General features: G+C 41.1%; 33 protein-coding genes, 1 tRNA gene and 1 pseudogene. 20 read left to right on the top strand and 15 right to left on the bottom strand.

Annotation, left to right across the window (positions count from 1 at the left end; all coding sequences use genetic code 11):
- Window positions 1–483, top strand: coding sequence for a hypothetical protein (locus F0475_RS02560; protein ID WP_088439428.1), 483 nt, complete (start codon window positions 1–3; stop codon window positions 481–483).
- 16 nt (window positions 484–499) lie between these two features.
- On the opposite strand, the gene F0475_RS02555 is transcribed toward F0475_RS02560, so the two are convergent.
- From F0475_RS02555 to F0475_RS02540, 4 genes are all read right to left on the bottom strand, one after another.
- Window positions 500–919: a plasmid mobilization protein gene (locus tag F0475_RS02555; RefSeq protein WP_088439430.1), complete on the bottom strand. Its 420-nt coding sequence runs from the start codon at window positions 917–919 to the stop codon at window positions 500–502.
- Between the two features lie 207 nt (window positions 920–1,126).
- Window positions 1,127–1,633 carry a DUF3408 domain-containing protein gene (locus tag F0475_RS02550; protein WP_155715259.1) on the bottom strand — a complete coding sequence of 169 codons (507 nt, stop codon included), beginning with the start codon at window positions 1,631–1,633 and terminating at the stop codon, window positions 1,127–1,129.
- Window positions 1,621–1,935, bottom strand: a complete 315-nt coding sequence (locus F0475_RS02545) for a helix-turn-helix domain-containing protein (RefSeq protein ID WP_155715258.1) — start codon at window positions 1,933–1,935, stop codon at window positions 1,621–1,623. The genes F0475_RS02550 and F0475_RS02545 overlap by 13 nt, the downstream gene beginning before the upstream one ends.
- Window positions 1,936–1,942: 7 nt before the next feature.
- Window positions 1,943–2,212: a helix-turn-helix domain-containing protein gene (locus F0475_RS02540; RefSeq protein ID WP_155715257.1), complete on the bottom strand. Its 270-nt coding sequence runs from the start codon at window positions 2,210–2,212 to the stop codon at window positions 1,943–1,945.
- A gap of 369 nt (window positions 2,213–2,581) precedes the next feature.
- Here F0475_RS02540 and F0475_RS11705 point away from each other — a divergent pair, with 369 nt between their 5' ends.
- Window positions 2,582–2,959, top strand: coding sequence for a hypothetical protein (locus tag F0475_RS11705; RefSeq protein ID WP_199879776.1), 378 nt, complete (start codon window positions 2,582–2,584; stop codon window positions 2,957–2,959).
- Here the strand turns inward: F0475_RS11705 and F0475_RS02530 are convergent.
- The 3 genes from F0475_RS02530 to F0475_RS02520 are packed head-to-tail and all read right to left on the bottom strand — an operon-like array spanning window position 2,926 to window position 5,957.
- Window positions 2,926–3,411 (bottom strand): DUF1896 domain-containing protein, encoded by a 486-nt coding sequence (locus F0475_RS02530; protein ID WP_155715255.1) that lies wholly within the window; start codon window positions 3,409–3,411, stop codon window positions 2,926–2,928. The genes F0475_RS11705 and F0475_RS02530 overlap by 34 nt on opposite strands.
- A 52-nt stretch (window positions 3,412–3,463) precedes the next feature.
- Window positions 3,464–4,732 (bottom strand): site-specific integrase, encoded by a 1,269-nt coding sequence (locus tag F0475_RS02525; protein ID WP_155715254.1) that lies wholly within the window; start codon window positions 4,730–4,732, stop codon window positions 3,464–3,466.
- A 4-nt stretch (window positions 4,733–4,736) separates the two neighbouring features.
- On the bottom strand, window positions 4,737–5,957 hold the full coding sequence (locus F0475_RS02520; protein WP_155715253.1) for a site-specific integrase: 1,221 nt from the start codon (window positions 5,955–5,957) through the stop codon (window positions 4,737–4,739).
- Window positions 5,958–6,246: 289 nt separating this feature from the next.
- Between F0475_RS02520 and F0475_RS02515 the strand changes: the two are divergent.
- Window positions 6,247–7,806: pseudogene (locus F0475_RS02515) on the top strand (helicase-related protein); the annotation flags it as partial.
- Between the two features lie 52 nt (window positions 7,807–7,858).
- On the opposite strand, the gene F0475_RS02510 reads toward F0475_RS02515, so the two are convergent.
- The 7 genes from F0475_RS02510 to F0475_RS02480 all read right to left on the bottom strand — a co-directional run bounded on the left by F0475_RS02510 (window position 7,859) and on the right by F0475_RS02480 (window position 13,465).
- Window positions 7,859–8,881, bottom strand: coding sequence for a nucleotidyl transferase AbiEii/AbiGii toxin family protein (locus tag F0475_RS02510; RefSeq protein WP_155715251.1), 1,023 nt, complete (start codon window positions 8,879–8,881; stop codon window positions 7,859–7,861).
- A gap of 3 nt (window positions 8,882–8,884) precedes the next feature.
- Window positions 8,885–9,472 (bottom strand): DUF6088 family protein, encoded by a 588-nt coding sequence (locus tag F0475_RS02505; protein WP_234422936.1) that lies wholly within the window; start codon window positions 9,470–9,472, stop codon window positions 8,885–8,887.
- Window positions 9,473–9,587: 115 nt separating this feature from the next.
- Entirely contained in the window at window positions 9,588–9,896 is a 309-nt protein-coding gene (locus tag F0475_RS02500; RefSeq protein ID WP_155715249.1) for a helix-turn-helix domain-containing protein, read from the bottom strand.
- Complete coding sequence (locus F0475_RS02495; protein WP_155715248.1) at window positions 9,884–11,944, bottom strand: bifunctional DNA primase/helicase; 2,061 nt, start codon at window positions 11,942–11,944, stop codon at window positions 9,884–9,886. The genes F0475_RS02500 and F0475_RS02495 overlap by 13 nt, the downstream gene beginning before the upstream one ends.
- A complete protein-coding gene (locus F0475_RS02490; RefSeq protein ID WP_155715247.1) occupies window positions 11,941–12,321 on the bottom strand; it encodes a DNA-binding protein in 381 nt (126 codons plus the stop codon). The genes F0475_RS02495 and F0475_RS02490 overlap by 4 nt, the downstream gene beginning before the upstream one ends.
- A complete protein-coding gene (locus tag F0475_RS02485; RefSeq protein WP_036918067.1) occupies window positions 12,312–12,659 on the bottom strand; it encodes a helix-turn-helix domain-containing protein in 348 nt (115 codons plus the stop codon). Before F0475_RS02485 ends, F0475_RS02490 begins: the two co-directional genes overlap by 10 nt.
- Window positions 12,660–13,399: 740 nt before the next feature.
- Window positions 13,400–13,465 (bottom strand) — tRNA-Lys (locus tag F0475_RS02480).
- Between the two features lie 207 nt (window positions 13,466–13,672).
- Here F0475_RS02480 and F0475_RS02475 point away from each other — a divergent pair.
- From F0475_RS02475 to F0475_RS02440, 8 genes are all read left to right on the top strand, one after another.
- Entirely contained in the window at window positions 13,673–13,870 is a 198-nt protein-coding gene (locus F0475_RS02475; protein WP_155715246.1) for a hypothetical protein, read from the top strand.
- Window positions 13,871–13,886: 16 nt separating this feature from the next.
- Window positions 13,887–14,810, top strand: a complete 924-nt coding sequence (locus F0475_RS02470) for a DUF7666 domain-containing protein (RefSeq protein ID WP_155715245.1) — start codon at window positions 13,887–13,889, stop codon at window positions 14,808–14,810.
- A 1-nt stretch (window position 14,811) separates the two neighbouring features.
- The gene (locus F0475_RS02465) at window positions 14,812–15,189 is read left to right on the top strand and encodes a BTB/POZ domain-containing protein (protein WP_155715244.1); all 378 of its coding nucleotides are present in this window, start codon (window positions 14,812–14,814) and stop codon (window positions 15,187–15,189) included.
- Window positions 15,190–15,487: 298 nt separating this feature from the next.
- Window positions 15,488–16,030: a hypothetical protein gene (locus F0475_RS02460; protein WP_155715243.1), complete on the top strand. Its 543-nt coding sequence runs from the start codon at window positions 15,488–15,490 to the stop codon at window positions 16,028–16,030.
- A gap of 96 nt (window positions 16,031–16,126) precedes the next feature.
- Window positions 16,127–16,318: a hypothetical protein gene (locus tag F0475_RS02455; protein ID WP_155715242.1), complete on the top strand. Its 192-nt coding sequence runs from the start codon at window positions 16,127–16,129 to the stop codon at window positions 16,316–16,318.
- Between the two features lie 54 nt (window positions 16,319–16,372).
- Window positions 16,373–16,624: a hypothetical protein gene (locus F0475_RS02450; protein ID WP_155715241.1), complete on the top strand. Its 252-nt coding sequence runs from the start codon at window positions 16,373–16,375 to the stop codon at window positions 16,622–16,624.
- Window positions 16,617–17,537 (top strand): hypothetical protein, encoded by a 921-nt coding sequence (locus F0475_RS02445; protein WP_155715240.1) that lies wholly within the window; start codon window positions 16,617–16,619, stop codon window positions 17,535–17,537. Before F0475_RS02450 ends, F0475_RS02445 begins: the two co-directional genes overlap by 8 nt.
- A gap of 2 nt (window positions 17,538–17,539) precedes the next feature.
- The gene (locus F0475_RS02440; RefSeq protein ID WP_155715239.1) at window positions 17,540–17,809 is read left to right on the top strand and encodes a hypothetical protein; all 270 of its coding nucleotides are present in this window, start codon (window positions 17,540–17,542) and stop codon (window positions 17,807–17,809) included.
- A 674-nt stretch (window positions 17,810–18,483) separates the two neighbouring features.
- On the opposite strand, the gene F0475_RS02435 is transcribed toward F0475_RS02440, so the two are convergent.
- On the bottom strand, window positions 18,484–19,218 hold the full coding sequence (locus F0475_RS02435; RefSeq protein WP_155715238.1) for a hypothetical protein: 735 nt from the start codon (window positions 19,216–19,218) through the stop codon (window positions 18,484–18,486).
- Between the two features lie 134 nt (window positions 19,219–19,352).
- On the opposite strand from F0475_RS02435, the gene F0475_RS02430 reads away from it, so the two are divergent.
- Genes F0475_RS02430 through F0475_RS02390 form a run of 9 tightly spaced genes read left to right on the top strand, consistent with a single transcriptional unit; the run spans window position 19,353 to window position 24,326 of the window.
- Complete coding sequence (locus F0475_RS02430) at window positions 19,353–19,580, top strand: hypothetical protein (RefSeq protein ID WP_155715237.1); 228 nt, start codon at window positions 19,353–19,355, stop codon at window positions 19,578–19,580.
- Window positions 19,568–20,119 carry a response regulator transcription factor gene (locus F0475_RS02425; RefSeq protein ID WP_155715236.1) on the top strand — a complete coding sequence of 184 codons (552 nt, stop codon included), beginning with the start codon at window positions 19,568–19,570 and terminating at the stop codon, window positions 20,117–20,119. Before F0475_RS02430 ends, F0475_RS02425 begins: the two co-directional genes overlap by 13 nt.
- A 14-nt stretch (window positions 20,120–20,133) precedes the next feature.
- On the top strand, window positions 20,134–21,060 hold the full coding sequence (locus F0475_RS02420; protein WP_155715235.1) for an ATP-binding protein: 927 nt from the start codon (window positions 20,134–20,136) through the stop codon (window positions 21,058–21,060).
- Window positions 21,053–21,991 carry a hypothetical protein gene (locus F0475_RS02415; RefSeq protein WP_155715234.1) on the top strand — a complete coding sequence of 313 codons (939 nt, stop codon included), beginning with the start codon at window positions 21,053–21,055 and terminating at the stop codon, window positions 21,989–21,991. The genes F0475_RS02420 and F0475_RS02415 overlap by 8 nt, the downstream gene beginning before the upstream one ends.
- 1 nt (window position 21,992) lies before the next feature.
- Window positions 21,993–22,439 (top strand): DUF3127 domain-containing protein, encoded by a 447-nt coding sequence (locus F0475_RS02410; RefSeq protein ID WP_155715233.1) that lies wholly within the window; start codon window positions 21,993–21,995, stop codon window positions 22,437–22,439.
- Window positions 22,440–22,442: 3 nt separating this feature from the next.
- The gene (locus F0475_RS02405; protein ID WP_155715232.1) at window positions 22,443–22,679 is read left to right on the top strand and encodes a helix-turn-helix domain-containing protein; all 237 of its coding nucleotides are present in this window, start codon (window positions 22,443–22,445) and stop codon (window positions 22,677–22,679) included.
- Window positions 22,666–23,106 carry a hypothetical protein gene (locus tag F0475_RS02400; RefSeq protein ID WP_155715231.1) on the top strand — a complete coding sequence of 147 codons (441 nt, stop codon included), beginning with the start codon at window positions 22,666–22,668 and terminating at the stop codon, window positions 23,104–23,106. Before F0475_RS02405 ends, F0475_RS02400 begins: the two co-directional genes overlap by 14 nt.
- Window positions 23,106–23,654 carry an NUMOD4 domain-containing protein gene (locus tag F0475_RS02395; protein ID WP_155715230.1) on the top strand — a complete coding sequence of 183 codons (549 nt, stop codon included), beginning with the start codon at window positions 23,106–23,108 and terminating at the stop codon, window positions 23,652–23,654. Before F0475_RS02400 ends, F0475_RS02395 begins: the two co-directional genes overlap by 1 nt.
- Before the next feature lie 21 nt (window positions 23,655–23,675).
- The gene (locus tag F0475_RS02390) at window positions 23,676–24,326 is read left to right on the top strand and encodes a hypothetical protein (RefSeq protein ID WP_155715229.1); all 651 of its coding nucleotides are present in this window, start codon (window positions 23,676–23,678) and stop codon (window positions 24,324–24,326) included.
- Window positions 24,327–24,336: the final 10 nt, after the last annotated feature.

The raw sequence follows: 24,336 nt of genomic DNA, 5'->3' as shown, positions 1-24,336 counted from the left end.
ATGGAAGACCAGGAAAAGAAACAGGAACGGAGTTTTGAACTTCGCAGCGAGAAAGTTCGTAGTATCGTGGGACAGATACCCTCCTCGCTTATCCGTTATGGCATTACCGCCATCGGAATGGTGTTGCTTTGTCTTTTTGCAGTAGCCTATTTCCTACCCTATAAACAAGTATATTCAGGTACGGCTACCATACACAAAACGGCAACCACACCAGTGGACAGCACGAATATAACCATCTTGCTTAAGTTTGAGAACAAACGCCCAAACAAAGTGAAGGGACAAATAATTTGTCTGCAATCTCCATATATAACGTTTGCAGGACAGATACGAGACCTGTCTCCTGTCCGAGACACTTTTGAACGTCAGAAAGCTATTTGCCGTTTCAAGGTAACTGAGATAAAATCTGTGGGAAACCAGACGGTAGACTTTCAGATAGTAAGTTCATCGGGCAATCTGCTGCAAAAAATGCTTGGGGGAATATAATCCCATCACACATTCCTTATCTCTCTCGATAGTTAATGGTTAAACTCACCGTCTGTTCTTGTAAGGCGGTGAGTTCTTTTGTCAGATGGATAAGCTCCTGCAACAGGGTTTGTGTTGTTGTTCCCCTCCCGGTGATGTGGAGAAAGCGCACCACCTGATTGTAGTTTATGCCAATTTTATGTACTTGAGCTGTGAGTTCGGAGAGCTTGCGGTAATACTCCACGGCAGACTTATCCACCGTTATCACCTTGAAATGCTCTCCTAATAACCTTGCGCGCACGAAATCGGACTTGGATTTTGAGCCTGACCTGTGATAGAGGTCTATCACTCGTATTTGGTCTTTCGGGTCTGGTAAACGGACGTGCCAATCGTCCCACTTGTCGGGCATATCACCATACTTTTTCGCTACTCTTTTCCTTGATTTATCGCTTGCCATATTCTCTTGTTTTTATTTCTCTAATCACGACTTCGGAGTGATTCTATTCCCCATTTGGGGCAAGGGTCTTTGTGGTACAAACGGCAGTTTGTGTCACAAAGACACACCTTGCTGATGTAGAAAATGGGATTATAAACCCATGCCGTGTTACTGCACTCACCGAATGAGGTAACTCGGCACAGGCTTGTGTTCCGTGAACGCAGTACTTCAGAGTTTCCGCCATCTTTCCACATCATCTTTGTATTGGTCGAGATGTTCTCGAAGCACCTGCTCCACATATCCTGAAACGCTTGCTCCCTGCTCACCGATTTTCCTTACCACGAAGTCCAACTTTCGTTGAGTTTCCTCTGATACATACACGGCTTTGCGGTGGCTGTTGCGAAAGGGCTGGAGATATTTCCCCTGAAACTCGGATAATTGCTTCCTGTCCCTTGTTTTTCCCATTCGTTGATGATTCTCTTCGGTAGAAGTAGCCCTTTCCGTTGGTGCCAACTCTGTTTTTTGATAGGACGGTTGAGAATAGTCCTTGTGACTCTCCTCGTCATTTTGTTCCTCAACTTTAACAGGCTCAAATCTTTTCTTCTCCTCTTCATAATCTACGGGCTGGTCAAAATCGGGCAAATCTTCGGGCTTACGGAGCTTAACGCCATAATTGCTCATATCTCGAAGGGCTTGCTCTAAAACGGCTTTTCTCTTTTCATCTATGGTCGGCATGGCTTCTTGTGTATTGGGTAATAATGTCTTTCGAGCATGGTTTGTATGTCGCTCTGTTTGTATAGTATCTTCCCTCCGATTTTGTAGAAAGGAAGTGTTCCTAAGTTTCTGTACTCTTGGAGTGTGCGTGTGCTGAGCCGTAATTGGCTGCAAACCTCCTCGCCAGTGAGGTAAACCTCTCCGCTTAACATCGGACGGGCGGTAGCGCAATACCGCTCCAGTTTCTTTAAGATGCCCTCCATCAGTTGTGCAAACAACTGCATCTGAGGGTCTTCCTGCGTAATGATTTCATTCTCTGCCATAGTTCATTCATTCATTGTTTGCGTTCAGTAACTCCGTGATGTCGCTCTCCTTGTAATAGCACTTGTGTCCAATCATTGAGAAAGGGATTTTTCCCGTATCTCGGTATGATTGCAGGGTACGCTTGCTGATACCGAGTCTGCGACATACAGCTTCGTTGTCGAGCCATTCGTCCTTTTCGGGCGGATTGCCGATGAGTTGTTCGATACTGTGGATAAAGTCTGCAAATTCGGAGCGGTGTCGCTCCCACGCTTTACGGTCGATGATAATGAGTTTCATTGCCTTGATTTTGTTTTGATTACTTTATTGTTACTCGGCAAACAAACTGTTATGCAGTCCATTGCCGTACTTATCGAGTGCAAAAGTAAACCCTCGGAAGCACCGCTGCAAGAAATGAGGATAAGCAGGGAAATAGAGAGAAAACAAGAGAAAAGACCAAAGGAGATCCATCTGTGTTATTGCGGTAATGAGATGAGGTGCCGGCTCGTTCCTTTTATCACATAGCAATTATTCTTTCGACAGTTCGATAGTTCGACAAATCGATATGTAGAACTATCGATAGATTATTTTGACTATATATAGTTTTGACAACAGATAGTCAGGACAACAGATAGTCAGGACAACAGATAGTCAGGACAACAGATAGTTTTGACAACAGATAGTCAGGACAACAAATTGTACAAACAACAGATTGTCCGTATTATCGTCTGTCCTATCTGTTGTTGGTTGTTACGCCTTGCGTCCAAAGAGCCTGAGTATGCCGTATTCTTGTCGTGCCTATACTCTCTTACGGCAGCCCTGCCCTGCAAGGTTGGGAGATATGAATACGACCGCACGAATACAGAAAATGGCAATACCAACTTGAAAAGAAAAATCCTGCGGTGGAGATTCTTCTCTCCATCCGCAGGACTTGACCTTGTCAGGGCAGACAGGCTGCCGTTGTACCTTTGCACGATAAGAAACGGCATCAGGGACTTTGCGTGTGCCTTTGCTTACAACGCCTTTGGGCTTACACCCTCCGTCTGACCGATTATTGGCAAATGATTGCTCTTGGTAAGCAGCACTATTGTGCCTGTGAGTTCGGTGTAAAGACGGTCGTATTGCTCGTCAGAAGCAAATGTGTCCGTTAAACCGAACTTGTCGAATGTGGCTTGAACAGCCTTGTTCGACAACAGTATAGGTACGAGTTTCTCTGGGAGTGGTGCAGGCAGTTCCCTCTCAAACTCGTTCTCCAATACAGATACAAGCGTGTCGTACTTGGAAAAGTGCAAGCCTTGATACAAAACCTCGCTTGCCATACTTTCCGCTTCGGGGTGCGTAAATCCCTGCACTACAGCATCGCAGTAGGCAGTGAGAGCCATGTCTGCTCGTGTGGTGATAAACTCCGTGTCGTGCAATTTTTCGGGGTGATGCTCACTCATATAACTTCTTAATTTCAACCGAAAGTAGGAAAGTTCCTGTTTGTTGTTCTCTTTCATAATCGTTTGGTTTTCAATCGTGAATAATAAATGTTTGGTAATTACTTCCTTTTTATGCTTGTTGCAATGGAACGTTCTGCCGTGCTATCGACTCACAATAACCCTCAAATACAATATGCTCCCTGTCTGTGAGTGCAGTCATATCCTCCTGTATCTTGTGGTCGGTTATCTTTCCGTAGATTTGTGTCGTACCTATATTGCTGTGTCCGAGTATCTTGCTGAGCGTTTCCATCGAAATACCATTGGAAAGGCAAATCGTGGTTGAGAATGTGTGGCGAGCCATGTGAAAGGTCAAGCCTTTCTCTATTCGGCATATCTGACCGATGTTCACACAAGCTAAAGATGCTTTCCTAATTGTGAGATTGGGGAATATCAATTCGTCTGCTTTCTTGTTCTTGATATAGAGCGAAAGGATTTGCCCTGCAATGGGCAAGAGTGGGATTATGGCTTCCACATCCGTTTTCTGCCGCTTGATGCGGATTTCCTCTGTACCATCTGCATTACGGATGATATGCTTCGGTTTGAGCCGTTGCATATCCACACGAGCCAGACCAGTAAAGGCACAGAAAAGAAATAGCTGCCTTGCTCGCTCGAACTGCTTGTCAATAATGGGCGTTTGTAATACTCGTTGCAGTTCCTCGGTTGTGAGATACCTGCGTGTTCGGTGTGGTAGTTCCGCCTTGTAGTCCACAAAGGGATCAATGCGGATGTACTTCTTCTGCTGCCCAATGCCGATGAGTTTCCGTAGGAAAATGACTACAATCTGAATGGTGGCAAGGGAGAGGTTGCGCTCTGATTTAAGGTAGAAGTCCAATCCCTCGATAAAGGCATAGTCCAATTGTGCGTATCGAATATCTTCCTGGCCTAAGCGTTCACGCAGATAGGACTTAATGAGCTGCGCTGCATAGATGTAATTAGCAAAAGTCGGCTTGGCAATCGTCAGTCCTACGCATGGGCGCTTTTCCTCTATGAAAAGTCGTGCTTCCTCCAAAAGAAAACCTTTGGGCTTGTCTTCTTCCATGAGTTCACGTTTGAGGAGCTCGGCGGTGATATAGCCACGTTGCCAAACTAATTCTTGATACTTTGCTTTGGCTTGTTCCTCTTTGCTTTGTAAGTAGTGGTTGATTACCTTTGTTTCTTCGCCTGTTCCCTTGCATCGTCCCTTATGGCTGTCCCAAAGTTCGGGAGCGATTTCCTTACCCGTGCTGTATTGCACCTGCTCACCATCTATGGTGAAGCGCCCCATAATCGGGCATTTGCCGTTCTTCTTTTCTTTGGAACGGTTGATATAAAAGAGTGTCTTGAATGTGCTTCGTGCCATGATTTCAAAGTTTTAAGGTGAATGTATCTTGTATGCGTTGTTGTACTTTCTGCATATCCCGATGGATTCTCTCGGAGGAAACAACTGCATAGATTTGTGTTGTTCTCAAATTTGTGTGTCCGAGCATACGGCTCACCGTTTCTATAGGTACACCCGCCGAGAGTGTGATGAGCGATGCAAAGGTGTGGCGAGCCATGTGAAAGGTCAGCGGAGTTTTCATCCCGATGTTTCTCTGTATGTGGTGCATGCCATTGAGGATAATGTCGGTAGTCGGCACGTCAAAAACAAAACCTGCCCTTATGCCTCTATAGCGATTCATAATTTCCAGAGCAGGAGGAAGTACCTGTACACGATACGGGGTCTTGGTCTTCATGCGTCTGCCCTTGATGCAGAGTTCACCCTCTTCAAGGACGATGTTTTCCTCTCTGAGATTGCGGACATCTGAGATTGCCAGACCTGTGAAGCAGGAAAAGACAAAGAGATCACGGACAATGCGGTAGTTCTCCCACTCAATCTCCAAGTCGATGATGCGCTCAAGTTCTTCCTGCGTAATGCTTCTCGGTTCGCCCTTTGGTCGCTCGTAACTGTAGCCCAAGAACGGATAGAAGTCCAGCACACCTTTCTTCACCGCCATGCGGACGATGGTCTGCAAAGTAGACACGGTACTCGATATGCTGCTGCGTTTCAGTTTGCGGTCAATAGTGAGATAATACTCGAAGCCCTCGATAAAGGCTTTGTCCAACTGTGAAAGGGGAACGTCGCTTACCTTGTGCTTCTTCTGCACATACTCACGAAGCAGGGAGAGTTGGTAGGTACGGAGTTTGAACGTCTTTAAGGCTCGGTCGATACCGACACGTTCCTTTGTCTGTGTGAGATACTCCCCAAAACTCTCCAAGAGCAAGGCCTGACGGTGGATTTGCCCCTGATAGGCATCCCTCACGTCTGTGGCGGTAAAAGATTCTTCTCTTTCACAGAGTTCATGAAAGCGTGCGTGGATGAGTGCGGTGCATTCACCGAGTTTCTGATTGACGGACACAGCCATGCTACTCTTGCCGATAAGCCTTTGCTTACGACTGTCCCAAAGAGCGAGCGGAGTTTTGCATTTGGTGGAGAAGCCCGAATGGGTTCTGCCAACGGAGATGCGCCCGATGACAGGCACAAGTCCTTTCTTGTCGGTTCGTTTCGCCTGAACGAAGAACGATACTTTGAGTTTGTTTTCCTTCATTTTTTTCTGTCGTTTTTTCAAAATTTCCTTTGCTTGCAAAGGTACATACGAACAAGTATTCCTGAGCGATGCAGAAAAATGAAAGATGAAGAATAAAAACCTATGACACAGTTGTTTACATTCAATTCGTAACCCCTTTTTGCTTTTTCCCTGATGGGTTACGATTTGGTAACGGAACTCCTGCCGTTTGATGCTCGTTCTTGCTTACCCTCAAAATAGTAAGAAAATGCTAAATGATATTATTTCAAATAGTTACATTCCCTGCGTTTCCCTTTGTTTCCCTTAATTTTTAATGACTGATTATGCCCGCAAGATGAGCCTTGATTTACGCATGATAGATGAAAATGCTTACTCAGATCATATCGACAACAAGGCAAGTCACTGTGCTAAGATGCTCAATGACTATTACCAAAAGTTCGACGCACAGAAAGGAACGCAGTTCGTTTTCTCTGATTTAGGTACTTATAAGCCCGGTGGAGACTTCAATGTCTATTCGGAAATCAAGCGTAAGCTGGTAGAAGACTATCATATCCCGTCCTACGAGATACACTTCATTCAGGAGTGCAAGAACGAGAAGGCAAAGAAAGCGATGGTAGATGCCATGAACCGTGGTGACATTCGCATTATCTTCGGTTCTACCTCTATGTTGGGTACTGGTGTGAATGCCCAGCAACGTGCCGTGACGGTCCATCATTTGGACACGCCTTGGCGACCTTCGGACTTAGAGCAACGCAACGGACGAGCCGTGCGCAAGGGAAACCTTATCGCCAAAGAGTTTGCGGACAACAAGGTCGATGTGATTATCTACGCTGTAGAGCGTTCTTTGGACAGTTATAAGTTCAATTTGCTGCATAACAAGCAGCTCTTCATCAATCAGCTAAAGACAAACACGCTTGGCAGTCGTACCATTGATGAGGGTTCAATGGATGAGGACAGCGGCATGAACTTCTCCGAGTATGTAGCAGTGCTTTCAGGTAATACCGACCTTTTAGAGAAAGCAAGATTGGATAAGAAGATTACCACCTTGGAATCAGAGCGCAAGAACTTCCTCCGTGAGCGTGATGCCGCAAACGGCAAGTTGGCAGAGATTGAGAGTTCCGTGTCCTTCCATACAGACAAAATTAAAGAGGCACAGTCTGACTTAGCTCTCTTTGAGAAGCGTGTGGAGCGTGATGCCGATGGACAGCCCATCAATAAACTAATAATCAAAGGTGTGGAAGACAGTACAGACATCAAGGCCATTGCCGCACGTCTGCAGGAGATAGACGAAAAAGCACGCACCAAAGGAGAGTACAACAAAATCGGTGAAGTTTATGGTTTTTCCATAATGGTCAAGACAGAGAGCACTTCCAAGGACTTGTTCGACTGCTCGGTGAACCGCTTCTTTGTGAAAGGGCAGGAGTCTATCTACTACACTTACAATAACGGTAAGTTGGCAACAGACCCGAAACTTGCCTGCCAGAACTTCGTTAATGCTTTGGAACGTATTCCAAAGGTAATAGAGTCGCATGAGAAGGAAATGGCAAAGGTTGTGGCTAACAAAGACGTTTACACCAACATTGCCAACAGTTCTTGGAAGAAAGAGGACGAGCTTCGCTCACTTAAAAGTGAAGCTGCTGAGTTGGATAGAAAGATTGCGCTTACGCTTGCACCGCCAGAAGAACAAGAAGAAGCGGAAAAGGAAAATGAACAAAGCGTTTTATCACAAGAAATTAAGCAAGATTCAATAGAAGAGTCTCCCACACAAAAGGTAAAGACTCAATCTCTCACACATGCTCCAAAGGAAAGGATTGAAAGTCATGATGATGTGATGAGTCGGGTGATTATCTCTAAACCGAAATGGCGATAAAAAAGCGTCGAGCAAGAAGACCTGCTCGACGCTTTTTCTAACTACCAAATAATTAGACATACGCAGTTTTTTTAATCCTATCCTGCAGTTCTGCTATACGCTTTAACAACTTGTCAAAAGGAAGTGTGGAGCCATAAAAGAAGTGCTTGCACATATTGTCATAGTCTTTCTCCCACTCTACAATAGCTTCAGTTGGAGGGACAAACGAAATGGTACTGGGAGAATGTTTGTCGTAGTCCACATACTTTAACGCATAAAATGTACGGCGATGTTTAACGATGGCATCATATAGCTGACGATCGGCAATAGCATCTTGTCCATATATGGTATCCATAATTCGCTCAAGGTCGTATAAATGTCGACTCATACGTACATGTCTTGGATGCTCTTTTTGGAATTCTTCTGCTAGTAGAAAGATTTTTTCAAGAAATGTGCGAGTAGGCAGTACGGTTCTTATGACAGATGACATCTTATCTTCATCGGGGAAGCTTTCGCTTATCAATGATTGTATGTTACATTTCTCTGTAGGCTCATCCATGGAGAGACAACTTATTTCAATCTTCACACGGGCAGGGATGTAATCTATCATATCCTTGATAATGCTGTCATAATGCAAAAATATCACCGTAGGATCTTTATCACTATCGATAGGAATCAACTTTCCTTCTTGACTTTGCCGGTAAGTTACATTCTCAATTCGATAACCGGTAACTCCCATATTCTGAAGCTGCTTGTCTAATTGCTTCGACAAATCTTCATGTATAAAAGACCTTGATAATTTACGGAGTTTCTCACGCTGGCTCTTGTTTGTCTTGTCAATTCCAAAGAATGAACGGTGAATAGCCAAGTCTATGTCTTCTGAGAACCGTTCAATGAGGTTGAACCCTTTTGACAGTGAAGTGCCTCCCTTAAAAATAAGTGCGGGAGCACAAGAGCATTGGAACAGTGCATGCAGGGCTACTGTTACCCACCAATCTTTTTCTATTGCTGATTGATTGACCCCAGAGTGAGTTTCCTCTGTCTGTTGGAGCATTGCCAGCCGATCCTCCAAAGTATTGTTTATCCAAAGTTTCATATTTTATTTAATCATAGGCTTGATAATCCTTTTCATCCATCCCGGCATTATCTGCACATCACAGATTAGAGCCTGTCTATCGGATTCTTTGATTACCAATCTTTGTATTTGCTCCAGTTCTTTTGGACTGACATTAGGCTCTCCCAGACATCTAAGGGCTTGAACAATTAAGGCTATAAGCTGTGTCTTATACGCAAAATTGCGAGGAACTCCACGCTTTAATGTAACTTGTCGCTTCCCGATAGCCAGTTTCCGTGCACTTCCTGTAGTCAGGAACGAATAAGACATTGGCACCTGAGTAGAAAGTCCCAAAGCATTCAATGCTGTCTCGCCAGATGGGAGTATCTGGGCTTTATCTCGTATGGAAATAGCCTTGACAATATGTTCTATTGATGGCATAATGGGGCCGAACCTACTCATTCTAGGCTTCACATAAATGCCCGAGGAAATTCGTACGAGTTCTCCTTTTTCAGTTAAGTCCGTCAAAATACGACCAACTGACTCGGGATGATACTGCGGAAAATCATTTCTGAAGAAGATGGTGTCGTTCTCAGAAGATAGAATTTGTTGTCTAAGGGTCTGCTCATTCATACGCATGTTGGAAATTCTTCAAAAAATTCCAACGGCAAAGATAATGCATTTTCTGCATAAACCAAAAAATCCGGGAAGAAAATCTATATTTAATCTTCCAGTTGATGGGAATATACTACCATTCTTCACGCTTTTGTACCATTTCATCTATCTCTTTCCGAAGAAACAGCAACCGACCATTAGCCTTGAGATAGGGGATTTTCCCTGCCCAAACCCAGTTGTAGATGGTCTTTTGCTCCACTTTCAGAATCTTGGATACATCAATGATGTCCAAGTATTCTGGTTTCAAGGGCGGATGGACAGTCGTGTCAACGGATTGCTCTTGCAGGACAAGCAGACGGTCGAGTTTGTCCTCGACACTCATCAGCTTTTCAAACAATCGTTTCTGCCATGTATTTTCTGTATGATGTTCTAAGTACGACATAGTTCTCCTTTTTGATAGTTGCCATTGGTATCTTGTGCTAAGATACGTTGTTCTTTCATGTAGGCGATGTATTTCTTTGCGGTTCTGTCCTTGATTTCCATTTCGCACATCAAGACCTCGCAAAGTTCTTGGTAAGTGAGCTTGAGGTTTTTTCTGAAAGCCTCTCTGACAACACCGATAAGTTCATCGGTCTTGCGTCTTTCCTTGTCTTCCTTGGATTTTTCCCCACGGTAGACGTGCATGTCCTCAGCCTTATCCCAGCCGAAAAGCATCATCGGTACGTCCAACGGGCTTCCGTCACGGACTTTCAATACCTTCACCACAGAGTATTCGGGATTGTCATCTTTCTCAATGGAGAGAATACCTGCCGCCTTGCGTTGAAGTTCCGAGCCGATATGCCCGCGCAGCTTAATGCCGTTAGGCACAAAGTGAAGCACGCAGATGATACAGGTATTATAAATCCCTGCCAAGCGGTAAAGCTCATCCACAATGGCAATACTTTCTGTTTCATCATTGGCAGAACGTATCAAGTCGGCAATGCCATCGATTACCACAAGGTGAATGCCACCATGTTTATGATGAAACAAATCCATACTCTCACGGATAAGTTTCAAGCGGTCTTTGCGGGACAGCGAAGCAAGATACAGGGAATGGAAAAACTCCGGTACTGCCGTCAATGAAGCCCTGCGCAAAGTCTTGCCCAAGTTTTTGTGCAGTTGAGCCTCGGACTGTTCCGTATCATAATGCAGGACTGCCAAGCCTTTGGGATTGGCAGTAATCTCCAATCCCAAGGTTTTCTCTATAGGCAGCCGTTCATTCCCCAAAGCTCCGGCAAGGATGGCTCCTACATAGTTGCTCTTGCCTGTACCCTCACCTCCAGTAATGCAGAACAGATTGTCCTGCGTTCCCAAAGGGACACCATTCACTGCCACCACAGTCTTGGAAATATCCGGTGGATTGTCGTAGTCAATCTCACAGGAGCGAAGCATCATCATGGTTTGGCTATATAGGTCTGTAAACATCTTGGCAAGCAGTTCTTTCAGTTCCTTCGCCCCGTTGCCTAAGGCAAAGAAATCAGAAATGTCCTTTTCCGTCTTGGTTCCACTAAGTGGGAGTGTAAGATTCAAAACCTTGTATTCTGCCAAATGTTCAGCTTGTCTATACATTTCCCGCACACCCGTCTCATCTGCATCATACAAGAGTATGATATGCCGAAAGCGAAGTTGAAGGCTCTCTATGATGCTTTCCGGTATTTGTGCCGTTTCACTGTTGAAGCAGATTGCATTGAACCCGTGCGCATACAACGAGAGTACATCTTTTTCCCCACCTGTAATAAAGAGCATATCTCCTTTGGTGGGAATCTGCTCCATGCCGAAACAATAGGTCATAGGCATCCGCCCGCCATAGAGAAAGCGGATTTTCGGACTGTGAGGGCGATATATCTTGACATAGCCATTTCCAATATAGGCGAATATCGGTTCTGTCGGCGAACTATGAAGCTCAAACTTCTTACCTTCGGCTGATACGCTCTCATACCGCTTAAGACTCCGTACACGAAAGCGACGGAGTGTATCTTCATGGATTCCGTAATGCGCCCAATAGTTCAGCAACCCATCGTCAAATGGCTGTATCTCGAAACTGTATGGGCGTTCTTCCGTACACTTGGTTGTATCAGCCTTGGGAATGGGAACGATTGGATTTTTATATGCTGACGTGATATGGCTGCTATGCTTTTCACCATCACATAAAGAATACAATCCAAGTTCTTGTACAATCGTTTCCAATACTTCGGGAAAACTTGTTTTCAGGTTCAAATTACGGAGGGTTGCCACAAACCAGAAGCAATCCCCTGAATAGGTGGTATCGCCATGATCATAGAATTTGTAAGAAGAAGTTTTCCTGTCGTAGTAGATATGGCAGGAAGCCCGCCTATCGTCATAGAAAGGGCTTCGGAAGTTGCGATGAAGGTTTACCTCAAAGCCGAGAAAATGGGAAAACACATTCAGACCTCCTTGTGTTAGCAAAAGAATCTGTTCCTTTTCTATCATAATTGTCGGTTTTTAGGGTTAAGACATGAACTCATGATGAGATTGTCCTTGAAACGGTTGAGCCGACCAAGAACCTCGTCGTTTCTCATACCTGATACGCGGAGCCGGTTACATTTCGTGGCTATCACGATAGACTTGAAGAAGTAGCGTACATCGCCACCTTCCGTGTAGCGATACCGTACCAACTGTTTCTTGCGCCAGCTATAAAGGGTGGACTCTGAAACATTCAGAGCCCCGATAAGGTCTTTGGTTGTCATCTCCAGCTCGTCATCAATGTCTTGAATAAGACGGGAGGTGCGCTCAACATACTGCTCAATACGATTGAGCTTGTCTATCAGTTCCTGATAGGCTTGGCTTTCTACTGCGATTATTTCCATCTTTTCAACTTGGTGCTTTTAATTGTTATATCCATCCCAGAATTTGCAAGGTATTGCATAAGAGAGTTGTAGGCTTCTTTTGTATACACCTCAACGTGTACTTCTGCAATAGATCTGGGAAGATCTTGTCCATTACTTGCGAGATATGCAAACATCTCATAAACATTTATCTCCAAAACAGTCGCATAGTTTACTATTTGGAGAAAATCCATTGTAATCTGACCAGACTCCCATCGGGATATTGTACTTTCATCAACTCCCAATTTCTCAGCTATATACGCCTGTTTTAGATGTTTGTTCAATCTCTCATTTCGAAGAAATTCCAGTAACTCTTTCATAAACATAAAGTTATAGAAACATCTTGGCATGAGCAACCCGTCACACGCAAGTTTATGTACCCTCTGCAAGTCGTCATGCACCAGATGCAATTTTTTGTTTGGTGGCGGATGCAAAGGGTATCTATATCACTCATAAGATAAATATAGTAAACTTATATAGAAATAAATAATAACATAATTTACCTTTTATAGTGATAAAGCTATAAAAGATCACCAATATCAGGCTGTCACACACAAGTTCTCCAGTGCAAGGTGCAAGACCCCTTATATATAAGGGCTTGCACCTTGCACTGGAATGTGTAGCAGTAAAATCTCTAAATATTTATGGTACAAAGATTTGGAGGTTAGTACAATTTTATATACCTTTGTACCGAAGCAAAGAGAGCAGTTGTGCTTTCAAAAGGTAGTCAGAATGGTAGTCATCAAGCGGTCAAAATACTGCTACAAAAATGCTACACTACTGATTTGTCAAAATTGATAGAACATTTAATTACAACGAGTTAGAAGAGTTTGGTTCATAAACCCCTCTTTCCGCTTAATTGTGTAAATGATAATCCCTATATCGTCAAGATATAGGGATTTCTTATTGCTCTTTATACATATGTTTACACACTAGTTCTTGCTTATTTTGCTTTTTAAGGAGTATTTGGAGAGTTGTTTCTCTTACTTTTAAAGAATCTTGTTATCGTCTCTTTCGTATCTATAAACAAAAAAGGTATGTCTAATGACATACCTTCTTGTGATCCGCATGGGGCTCGAACCCATGACCCCAACATTAAAAGTGTTGTGCCATAACTTGCCTAACCTATTATATATTAGTTACTTTCGTTGTTTTAATTTATTTATTGGATACGCATAAGCACATTTTTCTTTGTTTATATGTATGTTTGAAATCTTAAAATATCATAACACAGATTGATTATTTAGTTTAATCTTAGGTTATTCTAAATAAAATCACTATCTTTGCATTACTATATTAAATACAACAATACAAAGATAGTAATAAAAGAGCAATGAATGAAGAGATTTTGAAAATAGTTTTAAACGATAAATCTTTTAGCAAGGATGAGTCTGTTTCTATTGTTGGAGGTTTACGTAGATTTACAGAGCTTTGTGCAAAAGGTTTAATAAGGTATAATAAGGCATCTTCTTCTCAGAACGGAAGATGGAAGTGTAATGCTTATGATGTTTTGAAAAACGCAAGTCTTTAACTAAACCAAAATCAATATGGAAAAGAAAATTATTGCCTATAAAGGCTTTGACAAGGAATTGAAGTGCAGAGGATTTCAGTACGAAGTCGGCAAAGAGTATGAAATGAGCGGAAGAATTGCGTGCTGTGAGAGAGGATTTCACGCTTGCGAGTCTCCGTTAGAGGTGTTTGACCATTACGATATGCTTAACTCTCGTTTTGCAGAGGTAGAGCAATCTGGAGAAATTAACAAAGAAGAAAACTCAACGAAAGTTTGTTCTTCAAGGATTAAGGTAAAGGCTGAGCTGAAATTAGCAGACATTATTAACCTTGGAGTTGAATGGATAAAAGATATCACTTCGCCAGCTAAGCTAAAAAAAGAGACGGACTTAAATGATAACGGTAACAACTATGCTCAGATTGGTTCAAGTGGTTACTCTGCTCAGATTGGTTCAAGTGGTTACTCTGCTCAGATTGGTTCAAGTGGTTACTCTGCTCAGATTGGTTCAAGTGGTGACTATGCTCAGATTGGTTCAAGTGGTGACTATGCTCAGATTGGTTCAAGTGGTTACTCTGCTAAGATTGGTTCAAGTGGTGACTATGCTCAGATTGGTTCAAGTGGTTACTCTGCTAAGATTGGTTCAAGTGGTTACTCTGCTAAGATTGGTTCAAGTGGTGACTATGCTCAGATTGGTTCAAGTGGTTACTCTGCTAAGATTGGTTCAAGTGGTTACTCTGCTCAGATTGAGAGTACAGGAAATCACTCTGTTGTTATGGCAGCTGGTAACAATTCTATTGCTAAGGCTAAGATTGGCAGCTGGATCACCCTTGCAGAATGGAATTACGTTGATGACGTTTGGACTCCTATCTGTGTAAAAACAGAAAAAGTAGATGGCGAACGTATCAAGGCTGATACCTTCTACAAACTTGTTAATGGTGAATTTAAGGAAGTTGAGGAATAGAATGACACAGAAAGATTTAGCAGAAGAGTATCTCATTAAGGCAAAAGAGAACGCTATACGATTCAAGGATGGCAAATTCCCTGATATGCCTTTGTATCAAGAAAACGACATCAAGGCAGCTTTCAACGCAGGGCGTGAGAGCGTGGTGGAGAATATGCCAAGACTTCTATTTAAGGAAACACGAGAGGGGCTGATAGCTGACAATGGAATATTTGAGTTTATCTATCATATCTATAAATCTGCATCAGTAGATGAACCACGATACGCATTTGCGACCTCCTACGAAACGCCAATCCAATGGTACGGCACATTAGAGGAAGCGATGGACGCAGCAAACGATGACTATAAGAAACGAATTAAACAAGCATTGGGGTTATGAAATGTATAGAAACATACAATAAAAGGACTTGGTAAAACAAGGAAAGTCCACCGTCAACGGGTAATGTTATTTGTTTTGATGGTTGTACTACATGGCATGGAGAAAAGATGCATAATACATTCTTACAAATCTCAGATTGCAACTGGTCTATCCGCCTGCACAAGACAGAAGATGATAGCATTACCGATTTTGTTGATAAGCTGAAATTGTTAAACAAAGAGATTAGTAGTTTTATAACTCATTTGGAAAAGAACAGAAATACACAGAAAGATTATTATTCTAATTAAATAAAAGTATTATGAAAGTAGAATTACAATGCGGTGATACAATCACCATTCCTGATGGTTGCAAGGCAACTATTAAGGACGGAAGTGTAGTCTTTGAGAAAGAAGTGCAAGAGTTCAAGAATGGGGACGTGCTTTGCTCTGTATATAATAGTACAATAGTCATATTTAAAGAAATGCACGAAGACAATAGTAACCGTTTTTACACTCATTACAATACTAATCATAGTAGTAATGAAAAATGGAATAAGGACGCATTTCGCCACGCCACAGAAGAAGAAAAGAAAGAACTCTTTGACCTGATGAAAGAAAATGGTCTACAATGGAATGCAGAAGAGAAGCGAGTAGAGAATATTAGGTGGAGAGCAAAAAAAGGCGAAGAATACTTTATGATAGAAGCGAATGTCAAAGTCAAAGCGTATAGAGATGATAACGGTTGGGACGATGATTTACTCTACAATGCGCTTAACTACTTTCACACCCAAGAGCAAGCCACGGAAGCTGCAAAGCGTGTGAAAGAAACGTTGCGAAAGTACCACGAGGAGATAGGAGAGTAGAGAGGGGAATATATCCTACGATATACAATTGTGACACGCACCACTCGTAAACGTGAGTGGTGTATATCACTCCAATTAATCATCAGATAAAAGAAAATGGGCATTTATTATACAAAAAGACGAGCAGAACTTGTAAATCAAGCATCAAATATCAATGGTAAATTTTTCCCACGTTGCCTACACGCACGGCTAAGAGAAATTGCACGGCTTGACGCTTACCATGATAACAGACCTTACAAGGAGGTGGAGAAGGAGATTTTCGAGCAATGGGGCGTGAAGAAGAAATAACCCCTTTGTGCGTGTGTATTAATCTTATTTTAAATTATAATGATAAAGGATAATATGAGAGTAGTTTTAGATATTCATTTTGATGGGAAGAATATTGATGATATATTTAACCTCCCGTGCATAAGTGGTATTGCGAAGGATAAGGACAATAAGCCTGTTGCCTCCCTGTATCGAGAATCCACAGAGGGACGCACAACGCTATCTCTTGGCGACCATATTTGTCAATATGCTTCAGGTAAATGGCAAGTGTATGGGAGTACGGCTGCTGAAAGTGTTAATCATATAGGGAAGTATCGCTATGAATAGTTTTAAACAAGGGTTGTTAAATCCAAAGGAATTTGTCAAGTCGTTTTGTCTTGATGAGAATAGTCAGCAAGAAATGTATAATACTATCTCATCATGGTTTCATGTCATCGTGGGCGGAACGAATGATGTTGCACACAGCACCATGCTTGACGCTATTAATGAGATTAAGAAAACAAATCTTTATCGGCAGAGAGTGAAGAAGGCGTGCAAGGACGCATTGAGCCGTTATGAAGTGTTTGACAAGGCAAATATGGCTGACATGCGTTCGGAAGAGCATGATAGACGGCAGCTTTATATGGACTTCCTCGATAGTGTGAACGAACGATTAAAGCCGCATATCATTATCCTGCGACAATCTATCAAACGGGTGCTTGATAGGAATAAGATAGCGGATAGCGAACTGAAATCGCATATTCTGACAGCTTACGAAATGATTAACTACTCCGTTGAGTTATTCGATAAATTCTTCAAAGCGTGGCCGCCATGTCCTCCTATCAATCTTGTGAAGACATTTGAGAAAGCACGTTTGCATCCTGTTCGGCAAGCGTGGCAAATAGTTGAAGATACTATCTGTGACGATTGCAGAGGAATCGACCTTAACAAGGATAAAGATTGTCGCTTAGCATTTGATATTATCGAAACAAAACTTATATCCGAGCAGAATCTTCAAGCAAGCAGCGAAGAGGCTCTTAGCCTTAACCCGAAGGAAAAACTTGTTGCCGACAAAGCTATTCTGCAATATGATCGACAGGAACATAACAAGATGGTTCTTTCGGAGGCGCAGGTGGCTTATCTCAAAGAGAATTATCTTACAAAAACAAATCGTGAACTCGCTGATACAATCGGTTGTGGACTGACAAAACTTCGGGAGTTCGCAAAGGAATTAGGTTTAACAAAAAAGCAAATAGCATGAGAATGATTACATTATTAATTGCCCTATCTGCCTTCGTGTTCGTTACATCATGCAAGCGACAAGTAATTAAGGGAGTTGTTATCGCAAAGGGCGAAACAGAATACGCAATAGAACACATCGACAAAGGTGTACTTCCTTTCGAGTTCCGCTCCGTTCCGAGAAGTTTCATCCTATATGTCAAAGACAGCGTGAAGACGCACCGAGTGAAAGTAAACAAAGAAACATTTAACCATGCCATCATTGGCGAACAAATAAGACTTAAACAGCAATGAGCAAGCAAGACTTTTACGACCTTATGCACTTTGCAAGGTCAAACAATCTGATGAATATTCCTCTAAACATCGTTATTCAAAAGTACAGAATTTCAAAAGGGAGTGCCAAGTAGGTGCTCCCTTTTTTGTTATTTAATTATTGACCCAATGCCAAATATAAGGTATTCAAGAGAAATGTTGAAGTCCTTTGCTAAAAAAGCAATATAATCAACCTTTAATACTCTACGTTCAGGCTCTTTCCTGAGTGTGTATAGGTTCCAATAATTTAAGTTGTGCATATTAGCAAAAGTGTTTAAGCCTCGTATTTCTCTCTTTGCTATTAGATAATCAATAGCAATAAAGAAACGTTTGGTTATAGCTGTTGCTTCAGGAGAGTTTAAACGCATATTATTTTTCGTTTAGAAGTTTCATTAGCATAATCACAAGTTTGTTTTTTATCTCTTGCGTATTGTCTATCTGATCCTGCATTCTATCAATTTGATGTTGTAGTTTGCTTATTACAAGTCTTTGACTTTTTATGATATCAATCGCTTTAATATGGCTTGACTTATAGAAGTCTTCCATATTCTCTGAAACAGCAAAGTTATTTACAGTTGTGCTATGACCAGTCACCTGTGTGCTACTACCATTATTGGAATTAGCGGACTGCTATCCATTTGAATTTATTTTTGCCATTACATTATACTGTTGCTATATTCTTTTGTTACGCATCCGAGAACCATATCGATATGCCTTATAGACGATTTAGGAATCTTTATAGGAGAATGCACAAGCGTTCCGTCTGGATAAGTTTCTGTGTTTGAACTATATGCGAAAACAAACTCATCTCCTCCGTCTTGTAGTCGTTTAGTTATTCGAAACTCAGATGTTTCAATACAATAGTTGCGCCCCCATATAAGTAAATTGTGGTCTTTTACACGTTTCAATGCAAGTATAGATCCGCTTGGGTATTCTACCATACTGTCTCCATAGTGTCTTATTGCAGATGTAGCATCGCCAAACCAATCACCAGCGTCTATGTATTCTACGTGATAACTATCGACTTCGTTTGCCATCATAGAATTGGTGCCTCCAATAGTAGATATATCCTCGTAGAAAGGTATTTTTGTACGCTCTACAGTATTGTTGTTGGTAACGGATGCGTTACCATTTATGGAGTTTGCAGAATTGTTACCATAAGAGTTGAGTGTATTACTATTTGGTTTAAGCATCTCACCTTTACCTTTCATTAACCAATCCATATTGAGCTCAGGATATCGAGTTGCTATAAGATTCTTAGAGCTATTTCTCATTCTTTCGTTAGTATTTTTAACGAAGGCGTTTCCGACACCAATGCTTTGCTCAAACTGAGACACACTCATTCCGAGATATGATATAAAATCGTTTAACCTTTTCTGTACCTTATTCATATATTAAAATATCTTAACAGTAAGAAATTATTTAGATTACTCTAAGTTTAATCTAAATATATTTATTACCTTTGCACTATAATATTAATTACAACAGTGCAAATATAAATAAAGTATTTGAAATAAACAAAAGTATGAAGAAAAACAAGGAAAAAATAACCCTACAGGGATATTATGAGAAACTTCCAGAAGCGGAGTATCCTAAAACGAATTTTATTAACACAGTTGTATCAAAGACTGGTGTATCTACGGCTACTGTTAGAAATTGGATATTCTATGGGATGAAGCCAGCTAACGACAAACATATCAATGTACTTGTGGAGCTTACAGGCATACCAGCAGAAGAGTTATGGGAGAAGTAGAATTTTACATATTTGACGGAGAACTTTGGTGTAAATCCGAAGATGGTAAAAATCAAGTTGTAAACGAGTCTAACACAGAACTAATAGGTTCTGTATTAGGACAAGTTAGAGAATGTTATCCTGCTGCTTACAAAGCTCTTTCAAAGGAATATTCAAGAAGTAGTGCAAATGTCCCTTATTATCAGTATTTGATGGTTAGAAGATTTTGTAAATGTAATTTTGGCAAATTGGATTGTACATCTTCTGATATTGATATAAGTGGTAGATATCACTTTGAAAAAGTAGATTGCCCTTTAAGAGGTGAGTGTAAGCACGAGGGAGTTATATGTTCACCTAAGTTCAACTCCAAGTTATCTGAACAAGAATTGCGAGTAATGAAACTTGTTTACAAAGGTGTTAGTAAGGAAGAGATTGCTGAACAGTTATACATTTCTCCTTACACGGTTAAGAACCATATCAAGTCGGTTTACTTGAAATTGGGAATACATGAAAAGTCTGAATTTATTCAGTATGCGAATGATAATAATTTGTTTAATTAAACACACTAAGAGCAATGAGTTTATTTAAGAAGCCTTCGGAGTTGGCTATTAACTCCACAATTAAGGTGCTTATCTATGGAGCACCTGGTATGGGAAAATCTACGTTAGGCTTATCAGCACCAAGTCCTGTTTTGTTGGATTTTGATGGCGGTGTACAACGTGTAAATGGAGCTTTCCAAGTCCCAACACTGCAAGTTGAAAAATGGGATGATGTTATCGCTGCTCTCAACGAAGACTTGTCTGAGTATAAGACAATCGTTATTGATACAGCAGGCAAGGCCCTCGATTTTATGTCAGCTTACATCATTAAGAATGAGCCAAAGATGGCAAAGCGTGATGGCAGTCTTTCACTTCAAGGATTTGGAGCAAGAAAGAATATGTTTATCAACTTCTTGAAGCAGGTGAGCATGATGGGTAAGAACCTTGTTTTTATCGCCCACGAACGAGAGGACAAAGATGGAGAACAAAAGATTGTTCGTCCAGAAATGGGTGGTAGTTCTGTTGGTGACCTTATCAAGGAGTTGGACTTGGTAGGATATATGCAAGCCTACGGAGAGAAGAGATATGTATATTGGGGTGTGAACGAAAAAGCATACACCAAGAATACTTGCAATCTCCCGAATGCAATGGAAATTCCTACAATCATTAACGAACAGGGATCTGTTACAGGAGAGAACCGCTTCCTTACGAACATCTTTGATAGTTATCATGGCTACTTAAAGAGTGAGAGAGAAACTCGCAAGGAATATGACGAATTAATTGAGTCTGCTAAGGAGGAAGTTGAAGCTATTGTTGATGCGAGCACTGCCAATGATTTCTGTAAGTCATTTGCAAAAACAAAGCAGATTTGGGACAGCAAACTTAAGATTGGTTTGCTTGTTAAAACAAAGTGTGACAAGTTAGGTTTGAAGTTTAACAAAAAGAGTAAGATGTATGCTTAAATACAGATTTTATGCTACTCTGCTTGACCGCTTTCAAACATATTTGGACACTCAAGCAGAGGATTACTTCTATCAAGATGAAGAAGGTAAATGGCATAAGAATTACTCTGAAACAGAAGATACGCTCCACTTCTCACAAGAAGAAGTGGACGCTCTTCTAAAGCAAGAGTTATTAGATGCTATTAACCGAGTGCCACATGAGCCGTCAGAAGCTGCAAGCAAGGGTACCGCTTTTAATGAAGTCATTGATTGTATTATCCACAATAGGGGAAGTGAGAATGATAACGTTATTATCAAAACTATAACAAGTGGGACAGATTTGTTTAATGCACGGAATAGGAACCATGTCCGCATTGCTAATAAGTTGGATGGGATAATTCCAATAATCCCAGAACATGATTTACCTCACTGCGAAGCTCTATGTAAGAAAGCCATATCGACATTTATATATGCTGCATGTGATTGTTTCGAGTTCCTATTTGACATACCTTTCTGTAAGTCTGTTGCAGAGTATTTCAAGGGCTCTTTAAGTCAAGTGTTTACATCAGCTACTATTGATACTAAGTTTGGCGAAGTTGAACTATACGGATACATAGACGAGTTGCGAGAAAATAAGGTCTATGACTTAAAGACCACTTCTCGGTATGAATTCGGTAAGTATGCTAAGTACTGGCAAAGACACGCATATCCATACACACTCATTGAAAGTGGAATGTGCACTGAGATTAACTCTTTTGAATTCACTGCATACACTTTGAAAGGCGGTACCAGTCGAACACCTCTCATTACAGGGGTTCAGTACCCAGAAGTATACCAGTATGATCACGAGCAAAGCAAAGTATTACTGAAAGAAATTTGCGAGCGATTTTGTGAGTTCCTTGAGGATAATAGGAGTTCAATAACAAACAAGAAAATTTTCAACGAAGAATAATATGGCAAATCAAATAAGCGGAAAAATTCTTTTGATAGAGAACGCTGTTGATGTTCCTACAAAGAATAATGGTGTTTTTACAAAGAGGCGTATTGTGCTTGACGCATCTCACTATGACCCTATGACAGGGCAAAAGTTTGAGAACTATCCAGCCTTTGACTTTGTAATGCGAAACATTCCAAAGTTAGACAGTTTCAAAGCTGGTGACATGGTTACAATTTCTTTCGCTCTTAATGGTAGGTCTTTCGAGAAAGATGGCAAGAAAGATTATTTCACGTCAGTTGTAGGATATGACATTGTTCCATATCAGCGACAGAACGGAAACTATCAGCAACCAAGTAATAGTCAGCCTGCTACTTCGCAAGGAGTGCAAAATAGTACGAATGAACAGAGTCAAAGTCAGCAAGGTAATGTAGCTTCTCAAAACGAAGATGATTTACCTTTCTAAGATATGGAAGAAAAGTTATCCCAAAAGAAAGTTATACTCGACCACTTGAAAAAGTTTGGTAGTATAGAGCCTCTTACTGCTTTACGAGAATATGGATGTTATCGTCTTGGTGCTCGTATCTCTGATTTGCGTAATGATGGATATAATATCATTACAGAAACTATAAGGTCTGTCAGTCGTATCACTGGCAGGCCAGTTCACTTCGCAAATTATAAGTTGGTTAAAAATGGCTCTGTATAATCTCTCGAATGAATATGACTTGCAAAAGTTCAAAGAGAAGTGCAAGGATATGGAGCGTAAGAAAGCTTATGTCGAATTGAAGAATAAGTTAACTACTCGCTCGTTGGCACAGAATTCATATCTGCATGTTATCCTTGGATTTTTTGGAAGCGAATATGGATGCTCGTTAGATGAGGCAAAAATAGACTTTTATAAGCGTAAGTGCAATGAGGATATATTTGTCAGGACAAGAAAAAATAAGTTCGGGAAAGAGGTGAAATACCTTAGAAGTTCCTCAAGTTTAGATAAGGCTGAAATGTCATTGTCTATCGAGAGATTTCGCAATTATTCAAGTTCTGTCGCTGGAATATATCTGCCAGAACCGAGAGAGACTGAAATGCTATTTTATGCTCAACAAATTATTGAACAAAATAAAGAGTTTTTATAATGAAAGAGATATGGAAAAGCGTAAGTGGATATGAAGGACGCTACGAAGTTTCTTCCAATGGAAAGGTTAAGAGTGTTGAAAGATACAAAAATGACAGAGGGAGAAATATTAAAGTAGAAGAAAAACTTTTATGTCAGCAAAAGACAAGAGACGGCTACCTTCAAGTGTATCTTTCAAAGAACGGAGTTACTAAAGGTCTAAGAGTTCATCGTTTAGTCGCCTTAGCTTTTATTCCTAATCCTAATAAAAAGCAAGAGGTAAATCATATTAACGAAATAAAGACAGATAATAGAGTTTGCAATCTTGAATGGGTTACAAGGGTAGAGAATGCAAATTGGGGTACTAAGCAAAAAAGGTTTTCAGAAAAAATGCGAAATTATAAAAAATATAGTAAACCTGTAATTGGAATCTCAATGATTGATGGCTCTGAAATATCTTTCCCATCTGCCCAAGAAGCAAAAAGGCAAGGGTTTAACCAAGGCAATGTCAATTCATGTTGTCGAGGTGAAAGGAAGTCTCATGAAGGATATTATTGGAAGTTTAAATAAAATTTAATTAGAATTAAAATTATGCTCGCAGATTTAAAAGAGTATCGCCCAGCAAAGATTGACTTTGTGTTGGACGACAAAGCAAAAGAAGAATTTAAGGATGTTATGGTGCTTTGCAAAGGCGCCAAGTCTTCAAAAGAAGTTTTGAAAGTATTTCGTGAGAAATTCAATTGTTTGTTCCCAGAAGGAGAGTTGGCTACTCGTCAGTATGATGCTCACGAAATTGCAATGATTCGTGAAGAGTATTGTCTGAAAGAAGAGAACGATGTTCCTAAGCGTAAACAGGAGTTGCAGGAAACACTTGAAGCTATCAAGGCAATGAAGAAGAATGCTGAGGAAGCGTACAACTCTATTTTACTAGAAATCGCTGATTTGGCAGCAAGAGTAAAAGAGGGAACGACCGATATCAAGTTGTCTTCCACTGAAACAGTTCGCATTGCGCTCAACGGCTATTTCTTATTCTATTCATGGGTAGATGGAGAAATGAAGCTCGTTAAAACACAGAAGATACCAGATTGGGATCGCAACACGTTATGGTCACAGGAGGATGTAAACCGTGAAGCTATGAAAGAACTTTTCGGGATTGAATTCCCAGAGGTAGAAAAGCCTGCTATGAACGAAAATGGAGCGCAGGAAGAAGATGATGATTTGCCATTTGGCGATGAGGATTAAGTAAACCAAG

It is taken from the genome of Prevotella vespertina (assembly GCF_009728485.1).
Classification (GTDB): domain Bacteria; phylum Bacteroidota; class Bacteroidia; order Bacteroidales; family Bacteroidaceae; genus Prevotella; species Prevotella vespertina.
Note: the sequence above shows the minus strand (reverse complement) of the source record. Positions and strands in the feature narration are given on the sequence as shown.